Origin of the sequence: Staphylococcus pseudoxylosus (assembly GCF_003697915.1) — a bacterium.
Taxonomy (GTDB): Bacteria; Bacillota; Bacilli; order Staphylococcales; family Staphylococcaceae; genus Staphylococcus; species Staphylococcus pseudoxylosus.
In genome coordinates this window covers 112,037-129,762 of the sequence record NZ_RCVN01000005.1, presented here as the reverse complement: position 1 = coordinate 129,762, position 17,726 = coordinate 112,037, and the positions used below count along the sequence as shown (strand labels likewise).

Annotated in this window: 16 protein-coding genes; 2 read left to right on the top strand and 14 right to left on the bottom strand. The window is 32.7% G+C overall.

Features of this window, described 5'->3' with window-relative positions:
- Nucleotides 1-98: 98 nt before the first annotated feature.
- The 6 genes from D9V42_RS05905 to licT form a co-directional block, all read right to left on the bottom strand.
- Nucleotides 99-974, bottom strand: coding sequence for a 5'-nucleotidase, lipoprotein e(P4) family (locus D9V42_RS05905; protein ID WP_122063769.1), 876 nt, complete (start codon nt 972-974; stop codon nt 99-101).
- A gap of 373 nt (nt 975-1,347) precedes the next feature.
- Nucleotides 1,348-2,022, bottom strand: coding sequence for a hypothetical protein (locus D9V42_RS05900; protein ID WP_122063766.1), 675 nt, complete (start codon nt 2,020-2,022; stop codon nt 1,348-1,350).
- Nucleotides 2,023-2,101: 79 nt separating this feature from the next.
- On the bottom strand, nt 2,102-3,913 hold the full coding sequence (locus D9V42_RS05895; RefSeq protein WP_122063763.1) for a purple acid phosphatase family protein: 1,812 nt from the start codon (nt 3,911-3,913) through the stop codon (nt 2,102-2,104).
- Between the two features lie 239 nt (nt 3,914-4,152).
- Nucleotides 4,153-5,577, bottom strand: coding sequence for a 6-phospho-beta-glucosidase (gene ascB, locus D9V42_RS05890; protein WP_122063761.1), 1,425 nt, complete (start codon nt 5,575-5,577; stop codon nt 4,153-4,155).
- Complete coding sequence (gene ascF / locus D9V42_RS05885) at nt 5,574-7,448, bottom strand: PTS cellobiose/arbutin/salicin transporter subunit IIBC (protein WP_122063759.1); 1,875 nt, start codon at nt 7,446-7,448, stop codon at nt 5,574-5,576. Before ascF ends, ascB begins: the two co-directional genes overlap by 4 nt.
- A gap of 178 nt (nt 7,449-7,626) precedes the next feature.
- Nucleotides 7,627-8,469: a BglG family transcription antiterminator LicT gene (gene licT, locus D9V42_RS05880; protein WP_122063756.1), complete on the bottom strand. Its 843-nt coding sequence runs from the start codon at nt 8,467-8,469 to the stop codon at nt 7,627-7,629.
- Between the two features lie 191 nt (nt 8,470-8,660).
- On the opposite strand from licT, the gene D9V42_RS05875 reads away from it, so the two are divergent.
- The gene (locus D9V42_RS05875) at nt 8,661-8,903 is read left to right on the top strand and encodes a hypothetical protein (protein ID WP_029378635.1); all 243 of its coding nucleotides are present in this window, start codon (nt 8,661-8,663) and stop codon (nt 8,901-8,903) included.
- 266 nt (nt 8,904-9,169) lie between these two features.
- On the opposite strand, the gene D9V42_RS05870 is transcribed toward D9V42_RS05875, so the two are convergent.
- Entirely contained in the window at nt 9,170-9,610 is a 441-nt protein-coding gene (locus D9V42_RS05870; protein ID WP_233665288.1) for an antibiotic biosynthesis monooxygenase family protein, read from the bottom strand.
- Between the two features lie 21 nt (nt 9,611-9,631).
- Entirely contained in the window at nt 9,632-11,005 is a 1,374-nt protein-coding gene (locus D9V42_RS05865) for a cryptochrome/photolyase family protein (protein WP_122063753.1), read from the bottom strand.
- Nucleotides 11,006-11,188: 183 nt separating this feature from the next.
- Between D9V42_RS05865 and D9V42_RS05860 the strand changes: the two genes are divergently transcribed.
- On the top strand, nt 11,189-11,614 hold the full coding sequence (locus D9V42_RS05860) for a pyridoxamine 5'-phosphate oxidase family protein (RefSeq protein ID WP_016911010.1): 426 nt from the start codon (nt 11,189-11,191) through the stop codon (nt 11,612-11,614).
- A gap of 50 nt (nt 11,615-11,664) precedes the next feature.
- Here D9V42_RS05860 and D9V42_RS05855 read toward each other — a convergent pair whose 3' ends face one another.
- From D9V42_RS05855 to D9V42_RS05830, 6 genes are all read right to left on the bottom strand, one after another.
- A complete protein-coding gene (locus D9V42_RS05855) occupies nt 11,665-13,170 on the bottom strand; it encodes a phytoene desaturase family protein (protein WP_122063750.1) in 1,506 nt (501 codons plus the stop codon).
- Entirely contained in the window at nt 13,167-14,048 is an 882-nt protein-coding gene (locus D9V42_RS05850) for a phytoene/squalene synthase family protein (RefSeq protein ID WP_122063747.1), read from the bottom strand. Before D9V42_RS05850 ends, D9V42_RS05855 begins: the two co-directional genes overlap by 4 nt.
- A 56-nt stretch (nt 14,049-14,104) precedes the next feature.
- The gene (locus D9V42_RS05845) at nt 14,105-15,148 is read right to left on the bottom strand and encodes a glycosyltransferase family 2 protein (protein WP_047171651.1); all 1,044 of its coding nucleotides are present in this window, start codon (nt 15,146-15,148) and stop codon (nt 14,105-14,107) included.
- Between the two features lie 66 nt (nt 15,149-15,214).
- The gene (locus tag D9V42_RS05840; protein WP_122063744.1) at nt 15,215-16,705 is read right to left on the bottom strand and encodes a phytoene desaturase family protein; all 1,491 of its coding nucleotides are present in this window, start codon (nt 16,703-16,705) and stop codon (nt 15,215-15,217) included.
- Nucleotides 16,706-17,179: a glycosyl-4,4'-diaponeurosporenoate acyltransferase CrtO family protein gene (locus D9V42_RS05835; protein WP_037557239.1), complete on the bottom strand. Its 474-nt coding sequence runs from the start codon at nt 17,177-17,179 to the stop codon at nt 16,706-16,708.
- Nucleotides 17,180-17,183: 4 nt separating this feature from the next.
- The gene (locus D9V42_RS05830; RefSeq protein ID WP_107555034.1) at nt 17,184-17,684 is read right to left on the bottom strand and encodes a TspO/MBR family protein; all 501 of its coding nucleotides are present in this window, start codon (nt 17,682-17,684) and stop codon (nt 17,184-17,186) included.
- Nucleotides 17,685-17,726: the final 42 nt, after the last annotated feature.

Sequence of the window (17,726 nt, the reverse complement as noted above, 5' to 3'; positions counted from 1 at the left end):
TTATGCTTCTGGTTCTTCAAATTTAACTAATGTTGGTTTCGGTAAAGTTTAAAAACTGGTGATGAAACAACTATTGTTTCACTACCAGTTTCTTCTTATTATTCAACTTTTCCAGTTGAAGGATTAAACTGCTTAATTGATTGTTTTCTTAGTTCATCTTTTTGCGCATCACTCATATCATACTTATTGTTATATAGTGTCGCTTCCCAACTACCATACATTGGATTAGGGAAAATGATGTATTTCTTACCAAAGTCTTCTTTATGCTGTTGCACAAACTTTTCACGCTCTTGAGCATTAGGCTTTTTAGGGTCCCCGAAGTCTAATAGATTATCACCAAATAACATGACTAGCTTATGATTTTTTTCTACTATTTGTCTTCTAGATTCCTTACTCTTATCATTTTTACCTTTAAGTAAGATGTGATGATCTGTTGCTTGTGGAATCCCTTGCTTTTTCAAGTTTTTTTGAGTTGCTTTAAAATCTTTTTCTTTGTCCCTATCAGAAATATAGTATATATCTACGCCTTTTTTATCCGCATATTTTAAAAATGATTTAGCGCCATATACAGGTTTTGCTTTAGCTGCTTGTATCCATTCATGCCAACCTTCCGGATACGATGTATTATTTATAGACGCGTAACCTTGATAAGGTGAATTATCTAGAACTGTTTCATCTAAATCAAGCGCGATTGCGAGTTTATGTTTACCTTTATTTTTCTCAAGCTCTTCGTCTAATTGTACTTTGGCACTATTATAACCTTGTAAGTAAAGTGCCTTAGCTTCTGCTGAATTTTGATACCATGAAACTGCCATAATATTTTCAGAGCCAAGGTTTGTTTGCTCTTGTTGTTCCATTACCGGTGCAGTTGATCCATTGGCGTGTGCAACAGTAGTATATGTAGTTAGTGGTGTTGCAATTGTAAATACAGTTGCAAGCGAAATCGATATGACAGATTTTGAAAATTTATTCAAGTGCTCACCTCATTTAGTTAATATATTTCAAAGCATATAATAAATTTCAAAAAAAGTGAATACCTATTTCTATTCATATATTATAAAGTTTTATAGCATTGCTTTTGTTTTTCTTATTATGTAGCTTGTTTTTAGTTAATGTTATAAAAAAAACCCTAAAAGTTAGATTTTCAGTCCAACTTCAGGGGTACAATTTTATTTATTCTGCGATTCCCTAACTTTATACACCATTTGGTCTCTAATTACAATTAGTCATTATATAAATATGTCATTATCTTTCTGATTATTATTTCCACTATAAGCTTTAATTTAATAATAACTTGCTTTTCACTATCATTAGAGATATAAGCCACTTCAATAAAGTTATATTAGCTCACTCATATTGCTTCAACAACTCACTATAAAAATCGTTAAGTGCTTTGTTATCACTTATTTTGAACATCTGGTTTGGACTTAAGTTTGGGTCCTTTCCATTATGATCTTTAGGTGCAAAACCAGATGACAGTGTAATATCTTTCGAATCATTAAACACATATTCATATACTTTACCATTATCTGCAAATAAATATTTAGTTACGGGTTTATTAATATCAGCGACTGCATTATACCCTTCAATATTTGATAAGTTTTTTGAATCTTTATCTATACCAGTTACCCCTTCATTTGATGTGTAAGTTACTGCGCCTGTCACAGTATGTAAATCAAAAGCTTTCGCCCCTGGTTTCCCCTTGTTGCTTACTTGAATTTCCCCATCTTCAGTACCTGCATACCAATCCCCATCGGACATACTCCCGCTACCGAAATAACGATTTGATACTGCCTTATCATTGTTTTTTTCATGTTTTGAAAGCCACGACAAGACTTCTTTTTTAATTTCCTTTTTATCTTTGTCTGAGATAGACGCTTTAGATGATTTTTCTTGGTTAGCACTTTTAGTAGCTTTAGCTTTTTCACCTGACTGTTGAGGTTCTTCTGTTTCATTATTACAAGCAGCTAACGCCATACAAGATAAAACTATTATTGTTAAATATCTTATTGCTCGTTTCATTATCTATCAATCCTCAATTTCCTGGGAAATCAAGAGGCCTAAGCTAGACTATTATCCTCTAACTTAGGCATTGATTTAATTATTTATTGTCTTTTTGAATACCAAATTCATCAACTAATTCAACATTACGCTGTTCACCCTTACTAATGTCACCATTTAATTGATAAATTTTAACCTTCAATGTATTACCTTCAACTTCATAGACTGAGAAGTTTTGTGAAGAAGAGTCACGGTTATTTGAGTGACTATCTTTAAAGGCATCTGTTTCTTGAGGTTGCTTACCTAATTTAAATAGGCTGTTATAGTGTTCTAAATCTTTTTCAGTTAACCCACTTAATTCTGGTCTTACCTTTTTAATATGTTCTAAAGAACGGTCATAGATACTGTCATATTCTTTTGTTCCACCTGTATTGGGCAGCACATACACAGAACCTTTTGGATTATCATAATATGTGACGTTGTCTTGACCAACAAATTGTTTAGTGTCTTCTTTTTTAGCATTCACGAAACTGTTTTTTGTCGATGTATGTTCTAGTGGATGTGTACGTGATAATACATGATCATGACCTTGTAAGACTAAATCTACATCTAACTCATCTATTTCTTTTGTTAACTCTTCTCTAATTTTCTTCACATCTTCGTCTGATAAAGCATGATAAGACTTAGAATACATTGGTTTGTGTAGATTTAAAACCACCCAGTTGGAGCCGTTATCACGTGCTTTTTTGATGTCTTTCTTAATCCATTCCATTTGTTTTTTGCCAATTGCTTTTTCATCTGGATTGTCTTTAGATTCTTTGTTGTCATTGGTATTTGCAACAACCATATGTGCACCGTTGTAATCAAATGAGTAGTAAGAGCCACCATTCACAGCGTCATTTTCTTTTGGTACGTTCACATGTTCATTAAATTTAGTTAATAGTTTTTCATCTTCTTCATTTAATGCGTATTCATCATGATTTCCTGCTGTAGCCACAACTGGTAATGACATGAATGACGGACGCGATTGTTTATATAAATCTTTCCATTCATCTTCAACTTCTGCTGTTTCAATAAAGTCACCTGTGTGTAAAGCAAAGCTAGGATCTCCAGCTGTTTGAATAGCATTTTTCAATGTATCTGCACCAAATGCAGCTTCATTTCTTACATTTTCATTCCAAAATGCATTTTGCGTATCTGTGTATTGTACGAAATTAAATGGATCGCCTTTTTTGCCTGCTGTTTTAAACTGTCCAACTTGGCTCTTTTTACCTTTATCACTTCCTACTTTATAGTAGTAATTCGTATTCGGTTTTAAACCTTTTGCTTGTGCTTTGTATGTATGCTCTGCTTCAGTTATTAAGTTTGTTTTTCCATGCTTGTCGCCACTCATCCATTCTGGTCCACCAGCATGTTTGTCTGTATAATAACCATTCACTTTTTCTTTACCGTCTTTACCTTTTACTGGTTCACCTTCATCATCTTTAGCAATATCTTTAAAAATGATGTTTCCTTGCTTATCTCTTTCAAGGTATTTTGAATCTACTTTTTGAGCGTCTGCATCAAATGTTTTGGCATTTTTAAAGTTTTTAGACTCTGAGACCCATACTTTGGAGTCATCAAATTTATCTGATGTATACCAACTAAAACCCATTTCTGACTGTGGATTACCGTTTATATTTGTAATAATTCGGTTAGGCTTGTTTTGCTTTTTGATCTCTTCAACTTTAGGCTTTTTGTCTAAAATTTTTATTTTATTATTGCTTTCTTGCTGTGCTGTTGGATTGGCATTATCGGCCGCTTTCTCTGAACTACTTGCTTGTGCTGCTTGTGGTGTAGCAATAAGACTAAATAATAGGACAAAACTCGTTGCAGCGCGGAAAGTAATCGATTGATGCTTCTTCTGATTCATATAACTCCTCCTCTGATGATACATATCACTCTTTCCTCACAACTCTAACATTACTATTTTAAGCCTATATTAATTAAATATATTATTTGTAAATATTCAATTATAATTTGATTATTGTTATATTTCATATGATTCCTAGATTGAAAAAACATATTGTCTTTTAATAAAAACAATTGTTGTGTTACGGAGGTACAAAATAAAAAAGAGAACCAAATATAAATACTTGGTTCTCTAACTCTTTAGATTTCTATACCATTTTGTTGTATGACTTTTTTATACCAATCAAATGATTTCTTCTTTTTACGTTTTAAGGTGCCATTACCAGCATCGTCTTTGTCAACAAATATCATACCATAACGTTTACTCATTTCACCTGTGGATGCTGAGACTAAATCTATAATTCCCCAACTAATGTAGCCAAGCAATGGTACACCGTCTTGAATGCCATCATGCATCGCTTGAATATGTTGTTGCATATAATCAATACGATAGTCATCTTGGATACTGCCGTCTGCTTCTATGACATCTTTTGCTCCTAATCCATTTTCAACCACAAATAGTGGTTTCTCAAAGCGTTCATATATTTGATTCATCGTAATCCTTAAACCAAGCGGATCGACAACCCATCCCCAATCACTCATCTTTAAGTATGGGTTTTTAGCCGATACTATTATATTACCTTCATTTTGTTCTACTCTTGTAATATCAGCAATAGAGGTTCTAGATGCATAGTAGCTGAACGCTACAAAATCTACGGTTTGTTTCAAAACTTCTTTATCGTGTTCAGTGATATCAATTTGGATTCCTTTAGACTTAAATAGTGATTCCATATAGTAAGGATATTTCCCTTTAGACTGAACATCTACAAAGAACGTATTCGTTCTTTCGTCAATCATAGACTGCCAGACGTCTTCGGGATTACAGCTATACGGATAAAAACTACCGCCTGCAATCATACAACCTATCTGAGCATCGGGCGTGATACGGTGACAACTTTTCACAGCTTTAGCACTTGCAACTAACATATAATGTGCTGCTTGATATAACAATGCTTCCCTATTCTCATTTTCATCAAAATATAATCCACCACCTGAAAATGGGCTGTGTAACACAACATTAATTTCATTAAATGGAATCCAATAATCAACATATGCACCAAAATTTTCAAAACATGTTTCTGCAAATTTAATATATAAATCAATTGTTTCTCTATTCTTCCAACCATTATATTGCTCAACAATCCCCATAGGAATATCAAAATGTGCCAATGTTACGAGCAACGAGATATTATGCTCTTTACATGTTTTAAATAAGTCTGTGTAATAATCAATACCGGCTTGATTAGGTGTTGCTTCATCACCATTCGGATAAATTCTACTCCATGAAATAGAGGTTCTAAAGACTTTCAATCCCATTTCAGCAAGCATAGCAATATCTGCTTTATAATAATGATAAAAATCAATACCTGTATGGCTTGGATAGTATTCTGTATCACTTAATTGCGACGCTTTATAACCTAATTTAATATCTTGTCTGTTCGGTCCGTGTGGGATTAAATCTATATTACTTAGACCTCTCCCTCCAATATTCCATGCACCCTCTGTTTGATTTGCTGCAATAGCACCACCCCAAAGAAAGTTTTCTGGAAAAGTTTTTATCGTCATTTTTTAACCACTCCTAATATTGATGTATGAGCACTAACGTCAACAGTATCGAAAGACGAAATAGAGTCATAATCATCTGTATTTGTAATAACTACAATTGTTGTTGGGTCATAACCTGCTTCAATAATTTCAGTTAAGTCAAAGGATCCAATAACCTCACCACTATTCACATGATCGCCTTGTTCAACTTCAGATGTGAATGGTTTCCCCTCTAGCTTAACAGTATCAATACCTACATGAATTAATACTTCTACACCATCGTCACCTGTTATTCCAACAGCATGCTTCGTAGGGAAGACTGAGGTCACTGCTCCTGTTACTGGCGCATATATTTTATTACCTGTTGGTTCAATCGCTACACTCTTACCAATCACTTCTCTACTAAACACATCATCTTCAACACTTTCAATCGGCTTCACCTTACCTTCAACAGGTGCTTCTACAATCATGTCACCTTTCGACTCTGCATCTAATAAATCATCTTCTGCTTCTGGGATATCTTCAAATCCAAGCACTAAAGTTAAAATAAATGACAATACAATAGATAAAACCATTACAACAATTATCCATAGAATACTCATAGGGTTGTCTTGATCTATGAATTGCACACTTGTGAACAGACCAGGTGAAGCCATAGAATGACTCGCAAGACCTGCTAGTCCTGAAACTGCTCCTGCAACAAATCCTGTAATCATCGATGCAATCATAGGACGTTTTAATCGAATGGCTACACCATATAATGCGGGCTCAGTAATGCCTGCAATAATTGCTGATGAGGCTGCCGCCAATGATGTTTGTCGTAATTCTCTATTTTTAGTTTTAAATGCTACTGCAAGTGAAACACCACCAAGTGATAAATTGGCACCAATTTCAGATGGCATAACCATACCTTCTTTACCAGTCTCCGCAATAGTTTGAACAATCGTAGGTGTGAATACACGATGCATACCTGTCATAACTAATAACGGCCATAATGCACCTACAATAGCTACTGCTAAGAAACCTAATTGATCATGCACGAAGAAGACAAATTGCGATAATCCTGTACCTATTAAAATTCCAGTAGGTCCAACAATAATAATTGCAATTGGCGCTGCAACTAACAAAATCAACATAGGTTTTAAAAAGTTTTTCATAACGATAGGCGTAATGTGATCAATGATATCTTCAATATATTTCAATAGCCAAGTCATAACGATAGCAGGAATAATCGTATACGTATATTTCACAGACATGACTGGTACGTATGCAAATGTTGCTGCTTTACCTTCAGCGGCTTTCTCCATAATCTCCATAAATACTGGATGAACCATGACCCCAGCTACTGCTAACGCTAAGAACACATTACTGTTAAATTTCCTAGCTGCCGATACTGCAACAAGCATAGGTAAGAAGAAGAACGGTGCGTCACCAATCGTATTTAGTATATTAAACGTTGAACTTTCAGATGATAATACCCCAGTCATATTTAAAATCATTACTAACAATTTAATCATTGAACCACCGATAATAGCAGGTATTAAAGGTGACATCGTACCAATAATGGCATCTAAAATATTAATACCTATTTGCTTAGGTGTTAATTTTTTCTTCTCGACGGGTTCGTTACTCTTAGCACCACCGCTTACTCCCAATGTCATTAGATCAGCATACGTTCGTGAAACATTATTGCCGACAATAATTTGATATTGCCCTCCTTGTTTTCGCAAACCCATTACCCCATCTAGATTTTTTATAGCCTCATCATTGGCTTTACTTTCATCCTTTAATACAAATCTTAAACGTGTCATGCAATGTGTTAAATTTTTTACATTATCACTGCCGCCGATATTTTTTAAAATTTCATCAGCCATCCTTTGCTCATTTCCCATTTGAGTCACTCCCATCTTATTTAGAACAATAAAAAAAGAGACCTAAACCATAAATAGACACACTTATCCCCAGATAAAATCGTCTATTAATGGCTTAGGTCTCGCCTGCCGAACAGTTACAATCCTAAACAATTAATTGTTTATTTTGTTTTCTTAACATTAATCTACCACATAATTATTAATTGTCAACGCTTTCATTTCTAGATATTAATCTTTGTATATGAATCGTTAAGTATAAAGCTTCGTCATGAGTCATTTCATACTGATACTTTTTATTTAAAAATGATTCAATCTTCTTCACACACTTAAACGCGTCTTTATACTTTTCCTTCACGATTTCATAGAGTTCCATTTCACTTGTATTAAGTGGACTATTAGCATTAATACGTTGCGCTAAAAACTTTAAATGTGTTACAAATCTAAAGTAAGTTAGACTTTCTTCATCGAATTCTAATCTAAAATGATATTTTACTAAACTTAAGATATTTCTCACCATTTCAGTCACTTGGTTGTAATCCGCCAAATTATTATGTTCTGCGTTGAGTATGTGAATCGCTATGAACGCCGCTTCATCAACCGGTAATTTAACAGCTACACTTTCATCAATCCAGTCCAAAGCACGTATCCCAATCTCGTACTCAGTAGGGTAGAATTTTTTAATTTCCCACAATAAGCCATTCTTTATCGTCATACCTTGTTGTTGACGCTCAATTGCAAAATTTATATGATCTGTGAGTGCGACATAAATGGTATCACTCAAGTCTTTATGATATTCAACTTTAGCAACCTCAATAATCTTCTCAACTGCTTGAACAACTTCGATTGGCACTTCAATTAATAACGTTTTGAAACGTTCTGATATCTCTTGACTGCTTAAATCAAAAATCTTATCAATCTTTGATTCTTCTACGATATCTCCTTCGTGTTTTTGAAATCCAATGCCTTTCCCCATAACGACACGCTCTTGATTATTTTGCGTGACACTAATCACATTGTTATTTATGATTTTATTTATTTTCATATAACACCCCTTATGGTAGTAAATACATTTTCCCATATGCGTACTGGAAATATCAATATAATACAATTTATGTGCTAAAAGTTTGTTGATTCAATCTGTCACTTCTATTTATATTGTGCAAATCATTAAAATATTAAACTATGATACCAATATTATATAATGTTATAATTATACAAAAAGGAGTGAGCCTTATGTCTAATGGTGCAGAAGCGATTGTTTGGAAACAAAATAGAGTTGCTAAGCAAATGATTAAATTAGAAGCTACTTCACCCCTAAATGCTAAAACTTACGATGATTTAAATATTAAGCACACAAGAACCTTCAATAATTTAATCAAAAAAGAAGTTATCATTAAAACAGGAGATAAATATTACCTTGATACAGATGCATGGGTAAAATTCCGCAAGTCTTTTCAAAGATTATTTTTAATATAAGGATGCCTTTTAGACGGTTATCTATAAGGTATGTCTTAAGCATGAGTATTATGGTGCCGACTATTAAACATTAGTATTGATGTTGAAATTAAGTGACAATATTATTCTAGAACACCTTATTCATTTCTAATACACTTATAACAAAGAAAAGAGTTGTCACATAATCAAATTTGATTATGCATCAACTCTTATTAAAAAACCTCTAAATTTCTAAAGCTATAAAAATAACTTATTAAATTACTAAATAGCTACTATTACAACACGTCCTACTCTAATTCTAAACTAATATTAAAGGATAGATTTCTATTTACAATAGATTTATCAGCACCTTGTTTGGTTCCTCTATTTTTATGAGATGCTTTATATTCCTGAGACTCTTGCCAATGCTTGTAAGCTGCTTCGTCTTGCCAAAACGTAATGATAACATAATGTTCATGTGTACTATGTGGCTTTAAAAACAATAGATTTTCAAATCCTTCAGTATGCCTTAGATGTTTATCTCTATTTAAGAACACATGCTCGAAGTCTGCCTCTAAACCAGGATTAGCATATAAATGGTTTAAAACTGCATAACCATATTGTGGCAAATCATTAATTTGTTCTAATATAGTATAGTGATATGTCACATTAAATCTATTAATAGTTACCTCATTATTATTTTTGTCTAAATAAATACGATGTATTTCATTTTTCAACAAATGAATCACTCCTTTTTATTGGATGATATGTCACAATTGCTTAAATTTATCCATAACATAATCTCTACTATTTTTATGATTCACGATAGTCTGTGGATAATCTTTTCCAATTTCAATATGATAAATTTCTTGTAACTTGTCTTTATATTTAGTTGGATCATGAATGTATTTACTGCTCACATCATTAAATATTTCTAGCTGTGTTTTAATAAAATACCCTTGCCCATCAAAGCGCTCACTTTGACGTATAGGATTAAACATTCTGAAATAAGGCACTGCATCTGTTCCGGTTGATGCCGACCACTGCCATCCATGTACATTAGATGCATTATCATAATCTATCAAATACTGTCTAAAGTACTCCTCACCCCAAGTCCAATCAATAAATAAATTTTTCGTTAAAAATTGTGATACGACCATTCGTAAGCGATTATGCATATAGCCTGTACGATTCAGCTTCTTCATTGCAGCATCAACGATTGGGTAGCCAGTTTGACCTTTTTTCCATACTTCAAAATGTGCTTTATTGTACGACCATTGCATGTTTCGATACTTTTCAGAAAAAGATTTAGTTGCCGTTTCTGGATACTGTGTCATTAACACATAATAAAATTCACGGAATATAACCTCTCTTATAAAAGCTTCATAATTTTTTTCATCGCTCTCATAATCTTCAAGTAAATCATTTATAATTTCACGAATATCGAGTAGTCCATATGCTAAATATTTACCTAATCCACTTACAAAATCCTGCGACACATCGTCAGTCAATTTATCATAATCAGCTATGTCACCATTTAAAAATTCATCCCAAGCTTTACGCGCTAACTTTTCTATATCTTTATTATTTTCAAATTTTAAGTCACTTTGATTTGAACCCTTTTCCGCAATTTGAGACAACTGCTTAAATTGACAACTTTTTTTAGGGGTGTATACTAAATCCTGACGATTTGCTTTATAAAAACTAGTAAATACTTTATAAGGCTGTTGCTGTTTATTAAAAGTCTTTGTTGGCTCAAAATAATGATTCACGCGCTGTCCAATTACTGTAACTTGGTGATTTTCAAAAGCCTTTTTTACATGAGGATAGTCATATATTTCTTTGTGATAACTCATAATATCTTTTGCTACTAATACGTGAGATAACGCCAATGTTTCGGCTAATTCACCTAGCTTTTCATATGTGACAATATGAGGTTGTATATCATGCTTATCTAAAGTATTTACAAATCCTTTTACAACTTTATGGTAATAGTCACGTTTTACTTCTGATGCGTCAGTTAAATCTTCTAAAGGTAAGATAAAATACAATTTATTTATCTCATTTTGATGCTTCACTATATATTGAAAAAGTGGATTATCTTTCGTTCTAAAAACTCTGTTAAGTATGACTCCTAAATGCATTTTATTGCCTCCCAGCTTGTTTCATACAAATTCACTTTATAATTGTCCTTTAACTTAAGATTGTGTTTTCAATCATATACCCGTTTTAACTTTTGTATAATTCACTAAAAAATAAAATAAATTTTAAGACCTTACATATTATAGGCAACTTCAGGGTATATTATTATCAGAGGTGATTAAATTATGAATAACGAACAATTACAAAATGAAATTGAAAATATATTAAATACATCAAAAATAGGTGTCCTATCTACTGCACATAACAATACACCTAATAGTAGATACATGGTATTTTATAATGATGGACACACACTTTATACTAAGACAAGCATTGAGTCTAAAAAAATTGCTGAATTTAAAGATAATCCCAAAGCTCATGTACTTATAGGTTACGATGAAACGAATAATCGTAGTTTTCTAGAAATTGATGCTAATGTTGAAATACTGAAAGATCAAGAGACTATTGATTGGATTTGGAACAAACAAGATAAGTCCTTTTTTGACTCTAAGGATGATCCAAACTTGTGTGTAATTAAAGTAATACCAAAATCCATAAAAATTATGAACGATAAAAAATTAGACACACCACAAACCATTACGTTCGATTAGTTAAAAAGGCGCTTAAAATCACATTATTAAAAAGTGATTTTAAGCGTTTTTTATATACCATTATTAATATCTTCTAACATAGCATCAACTGTAATTTTAGCACTCGTCAGTACAATTGGCACTCCTGCTCCTGGATGAACACTAGCTCCAGCAAAATATAAATTTTTGTAATCTCTGCTCACATTAGGCGGTCTGTAATAGTTACTTTGCGCTAAAGTAGGCATTAAACCAAAGGCTGCTCCAAATTTAGCATTATAATCTCCTTCAAAATCCTTAGGCGTATAAATAATTTCTGTCACAACTTGCTTTTTCAAATCTTCTAACGCTTTAATCGTAGAAAGCTTATTGTAAATAATATCTTTCACTTGTGTGATTGTTGACTCATCAGACCAATCCGTATCACCTGTTTTCAATTCTGAAACGGGCATCAGCACATAAATACCTGTTTGACCATCTGGCGCTAACGACTGATCTTCTACACTAGGAGCGTAGACATATATTGATGGATCTTGGGATATTTCCCCGGAAAATATTTCATTGATATTATTATCAAAATCCTTTGAAAATATAACATTATGTAACAAGATATCTTCAGATAAATCTTTATCAACCCCTATGTACATTAAAAAGGCTGAGCAAGAATAGTCCATATTATCAATTTTCTGTGTCGTATACTTCTTAGGATGATGTTCATTTTTAATTAAGGATGAAGTAGCATATGGAAAATCAGCAGTACAAATTATTTTGTCATACTTTTCTATATGTCCGTTTACTTTTAGTCCCTCCGCACGCTTATACCTACTATCAATGATAATTTCTTCAACGTTTGCGTTGGTATAAATTTGAGTACCTAATTCTTCATTTAGCGTTTGAAGCGCTCTGACAAAGCTATACATACCACCTTTTATAAAGTGAACACCAAACATTAACTCTATCATGGGTATAATTGAATACAATGACGGGCTTCGTTTAGGGTCGATACCTATATATAATGTTTGAAACGCTAAAATCTTTTGGATTTTTTCATTATCAACATATTTTTCAATTAAATTATCTGCTTTATCAAATGTTTTGAGTTTCATACCTTGATATATAGTAAAAGGATTATAAAAATCCGTAGGTTTCCTAAACGTACGTTCTAGAAAATATTTTCGTGCTATTTCGTATCTTTCGTATATATCTGTTAAAAAGGACATAAAACCATGTGTAGAGTTAGGTTCAATACCTTCAAGCATATCTCTTAATTGAGCAAGATCTGTAGGAACGCGAATTTGATCTGTTTCACTAAAATAAACATCATATATATGTGATAATTGTTTAATTTCCAAGTAATCATTCATATTTTTTTGAGCGTAATTAAAAACATCTCGATAAATCTCAGGCATCATTACGATGGTTGGTCCCATATCAAATGTAAAGCCATCTTGCTTGATCTGATTCATCCTGCCACCTATTTGTTGGTTCTTTTCATATAAATCAACTTGGTGACCGTTTGCTGCTAATCTTGAAGCTGCAGCTAAACCTGAAACACCGCCGCCTATAACTGCAATCTTCATAATGTTTCACTCCTATTATATTTCGCACTAAGTTCACGATAAATTTTCATTTTTTTCAATTTGCTGACATATACTTTCTTATACAACGTATAGTTTGCCTTCCTTACTTCCACAAGTATTTCATGATAAGCTATCGCAGCTAATTCGATAATGTAACGTACCTCTTCGTCAAAATAATTAATACCGTTTAATGCAATGTCATATAACCTAACTGCCTCTGTAGCGTAACTTTCCCACAGTTCTATATAATTTGGCGTAACTCCTTCATAATATATAGAATGTAGATTAACTCGATATTGAGCTAATTTTTCTACACTTAGATAAATTCTTCCATTTTGAAAATCTTCGCCGACATCTCTTAAAATATTAGTTATTTGCATTGCCTTGCCTAAAGCAATCGCAGCTTCTTCAGCTTGCTCGAAATTATTTTCATTTGATGAAGTTAATATAGGAGTTAACAATTCACCGACAGTACCTGCCACACCATAGCAATACTCATATAAATCTGAATCAGTTTGCATTTCTTTTAAAACTAAATCTTCCTTCACATATTGAATTAAAGATTCAAAAGGTTTTTTAGGTATTGAATATGTATTCCATGTATTACTTAAAGCATTCATAATAGCTGCATCACTTTGATACGCTTGAATATAATCACAATCGCTATAAATCAGATCTAAATCTCTAGCTATGCCGTCTAATTGCTCAAGGTCTTTGTATTTATCAATACTGTCATCTATAATTCTGCAAACTGCATAAATAGCCCAAATTGCTTTTTTTCTTTTTAGATCCAAAAAATCAAAGGCATATGAGAACGTTTTTGAATGTTCTTTCATTATATTGTGACAATGGTTATAATCTCTCTCTAATTGATTCATTTATTGGCCTCCTCAGTAAGCCCTAGAACTTCTTGACATTTGTATAAAAAACTAAGCTATAAATCTATTCTACGGCCTTTCCAATATATACGTTTGAATACATTGATATCTAACCATGATTTAAAAAATATCACGACAAAGCATATGAAGAGCAGTGGATGACATAAACTCGCAACGATATTAAAATTTCCTGTTCTTCGAATAAATATATGAAATTGTATCGCATATATAAAATATAGAGTAATAGCTAATAATATATATAATGAGCCTAAATTAATTGAAAAAATTATCGCTAAAACTGTTGTAAGTGAACCAAATAGCCACAAAAATACAAACGTAAGCGTAGACTTTTTAGTTACTTGAGAGCCAAGTGCAAAGTGTTTACTCCAACCCTCTAATAGCGCTTTATATCCTTGAGAATACATTCTAAAATTCACTACACCTTGGCCTTCATGCAAACTAACTGGCAAACCTTGCTTATTATATGCTTTACTTATTGCAAAGCCTTCAATGATTTGATTTTTAGCTTTCAAATGTCCTTGTGTCAATTTATAATCTTGCTTATTTGTCACAAGGACTGGTCCAAACGCGCCTTGCTCATTATTTGCTGATTTCGTGATTGAAAATTGATTCATACCTACGATTGTCATTAAATTAAAAATCGCCGATATATTTTCATATAGCTTTTTTATCTTGTGATAAGGTTGTATTGATAACAAACCTTTACCACCTTGTAAATCATATTGATTGGCTATATTTTGGATACTATCATCACAAGCAAACTGAACATCAGCATCAACAAACATCAATAAATCATGCGTTGCATATTTGCTACCTTGCCAACAAGCATGTGACTTACCTTGCCATGTAGTATCATTTTCAACAGTATATACGCTCGCACCATAATATCTAGCGACAACTTGTGTCTCATCAGTTGAACCATCATCCATAACAATTACTTCTATTTCTTGTTCTTTACTTATACTGTTAAGTAATTTAGGTAAGTTCTCCGCTTCATTTCTAGCAGGTACAATAACACTGACGGCTGTCTGACCTCTTTCTTTTCCGGAGTTATTTATAATCGCTCGACGCGCATACATACACATTCCACTTATTAGTGATAGTATCGTCAATACTATTGCTATTATATAAAGTATCATTCAGCCTCAACTACTTTCTCCATTAATAATAGCTTCTGCTACTTGCATACCACTCAAAGTGACCATAGGCATACCAGCGCCAGGATTTACAGAACCACCTACAAAGTACAAATTTTTGAAGTACTGACTTTTTTTAGGAAATTTAAAACCTTTATTTTTCTTCTTATTGGATACTACGCCATATATAGCTCCTTTATTAGAATTGTATGTATTTTCAATGTCATGTGGTGTCCATACGTCTTCATATACAATGTGCTTTCTCAAATCTTTCAAACCCATGGACTCTAATTTATCCAATATACGTTCTCGGAATTGCAGATATTCTGCTTCACTAAATGACTTGCTCTGAATGTATGGTATGTGTGGCAATATTTTTATATTCTCGTGTCCCTCTGGCGCCTGTGTCTTATCTGTTTTATTTGTATTCACTACATAAATAGTCGGATCTTCAGGCAAAACATACTGGTGAAAAACTTGATCATAATTAACTTTAGAATTACTTGAGAAGAAAAAGTTATGATGTTGAAGCTCTGGATAACTTTTGTCCACACCAAGATGCATGACATAACCTGAACTAGCTGGCTCAAATTTACGTTCCAATTTGTTTATTTGATTTGCATCAAAATTCAATAAATATTTATAAACAGGGATTACTTCCATATTAGATATAATGTAATCTGCATATATTTCCTCATTACTTTGTATTGTTATCCCTGTCACCTTATTTTGACTATTATAATTGATACGTTTTACAGGGGTGTTAAAATGTATGCCCACACCTAATTTTCTCGCTAATTGTTCCATCGCTTCCGCTAACTTATGAATGCCACCATCTACGTACCACAAACCTTCCTCATGTTGCATTTGAGGTAATAAACTCAATACAGCCGGAGCATCATAAGATGAGGAGCCGACATATTTTATGAAATAACCTAGCATTTCTCTTAAATATGGGTTATCCACCCTTTTATTAATGGCTTGTTGCATTGTATGAAAATAATCGAATTGCTTTAAAGCTGAAAACGGACCATGATAACGAATAATTGCAAACATCGTATCTAATCCCTTATCAAAGTAGCTTTTTTCAGCAACTTGATGTATCTTTTGTGCGTAACTAAAAAACGAAGAAAGTTGCTCTATATCTTTATTTGTTAACGATTCATTATTTGTTAACATATCTTCCATGGATTCATATAAATCTAAAATTTGGCCATCTGGATAAACGTTTCTAATCTGTAAACTTAACTTACGAATGCTAACATAATCTTCTAGCCTTTCATCACATCGTTGAAATAAGCGTTGAAATACTTTAGGCATGGTTAAAATTGATGGACCGAGATCAAATCCATAGTCATCTATGTCTAACCTATTTACCTTTCCACCGATATGCTTATTTTGTTCATATAAATCCACTTGATAGCCTGCATGAGCCATACAAATTGCGCTAGCAATCCCTCCCAAGCCACCTCCTATGACAACCACTTTCTTATTTCCCATTTAATCACCTTTTCTTTTTTGTAATTTATTATAAATACGTATTAACTTAGGGCGATTATAGCGCTGAACAATCATACAAGGCACATTAGCTATAATGACATATATATAATTAATTATTTTAACACTTTTTGACGCTTTAAAAAACGCAATAACAGGAAATATGGATAGTAGATGAACCACCTCTGCACGTCTAGTTTCTAATATAAATCGCTGTATATCATTCATATTTTTAGATAAATCGAAAGTCGCTTTACTACTGATATTAGGGTTAAGATTTTGACCGTCTGGCAAATGATCTTTCCAATATTGCACTTTAACTAATTGTTGCCATAATTGACCCTCTTGTTCAAAATTCCAACTTCGAAAATACTTATTATCTTTTTCTAAGAACTTATAACTAATACGAGTACCAAGTTGAGCAATAATCATTTGAACTATAAACCAATATAGCGCAATATATATAATCTTTTTCATCAATTTAATTCTCAGATTTCTCTGTATAGCTTGGGTTATCTTTATTTAAATACCAATTACCAGCTGTTAAATAAGTAGCAAAAGCGCTCCAAAGCATATATGGAACTAGTAAAATGCCAGCAATTTTTTTTACATTGAAAAATTTTACAGTTGTTGTAACTACTGCGCCCAGTAATACAACACTCTCTATCAACGCACTAAAGCGTAATTTATATTTAAAGTATAATATCGACCATAGATAATTCAGGCTTAATTGCGTGTAATAAGCACCTTTCAAAGCCTTACTAGTAGATTTATTAGTCACTAATGTATAAGCTACGCCCATCGTTGTATAAAGTATTGGCCACACAATTGGAAAGACATAGCCGGGTGGTGAAAAAGGTGGTTTAACATTATTTTTATAATCTTTTCTCGCATTTTTCACTGCAAATTTCCCTATAAATTTACCGCCTGTAATTGGTGTTATAACTTTTATAATTGTTTTAATTATCTCGTTTGCTTTCATAGTTGATCCCCTCTTTTTTTGTAAAAGTAACTAGCTATTATA

Excerpts from the sequence above, each read along its gene's own strand:
- D9V42_RS05900 (WP_122063766.1), bottom strand. The coding sequence starts at position 2,022 with ATGAAACGAGCAATAAGATATTTAACAATAATAGTTTTATCTTGTATG.
- D9V42_RS05895 (WP_122063763.1), bottom strand. The coding sequence starts at position 3,913 with ATGAATCAGAAGAAGCATCAATCGATTACTTTCCGCGCTGCAACGAGT.
- ascB (WP_122063761.1), bottom strand. The coding sequence starts at position 5,577 with ATGACGATAAAAACTTTTCCAGAAAACTTTCTTTGGGGTGGTGCTATT.
- ascF (WP_122063759.1), bottom strand. The coding sequence starts at position 7,448 with ATGGGAAATGAGCAAAGGATGGCTGATGAAATTTTAAAAAATATCGGC.
- licT (WP_122063756.1), bottom strand. The coding sequence starts at position 8,469 with ATGAAAATAAATAAAATCATAAATAACAATGTGATTAGTGTCACGCAA.
- D9V42_RS05875 (WP_029378635.1), top strand. The coding sequence starts at position 8,661 with ATGTCTAATGGTGCAGAAGCGATTGTTTGGAAACAAAATAGAGTTGCT.
- D9V42_RS05865 (WP_122063753.1), bottom strand. The coding sequence starts at position 11,005 with ATGCATTTAGGAGTCATACTTAACAGAGTTTTTAGAACGAAAGATAAT.
- D9V42_RS05860 (WP_016911010.1), top strand. The coding sequence starts at position 11,189 with ATGAATAACGAACAATTACAAAATGAAATTGAAAATATATTAAATACA.
- D9V42_RS05855 (WP_122063750.1), bottom strand. The coding sequence starts at position 13,170 with ATGAAGATTGCAGTTATAGGCGGCGGTGTTTCAGGTTTAGCTGCAGCT.
- D9V42_RS05850 (WP_122063747.1), bottom strand. The coding sequence starts at position 14,048 with ATGAATCAATTAGAGAGAGATTATAACCATTGTCACAATATAATGAAA.
- D9V42_RS05845 (WP_047171651.1), bottom strand. The coding sequence starts at position 15,148 with ATGTATGCGCGTCGAGCGATTATAAATAACTCCGGAAAAGAAAGAGGT.
- D9V42_RS05840 (WP_122063744.1), bottom strand. The coding sequence starts at position 16,705 with ATGGGAAATAAGAAAGTGGTTGTCATAGGAGGTGGCTTGGGAGGGATT.
- D9V42_RS05835 (WP_037557239.1), bottom strand. The coding sequence starts at position 17,179 with ATGAAAAAGATTATATATATTGCGCTATATTGGTTTATAGTTCAAATG.
- D9V42_RS05830 (WP_107555034.1), bottom strand. The coding sequence starts at position 17,684 with ATGAAAGCAAACGAGATAATTAAAACAATTATAAAAGTTATAACACCA.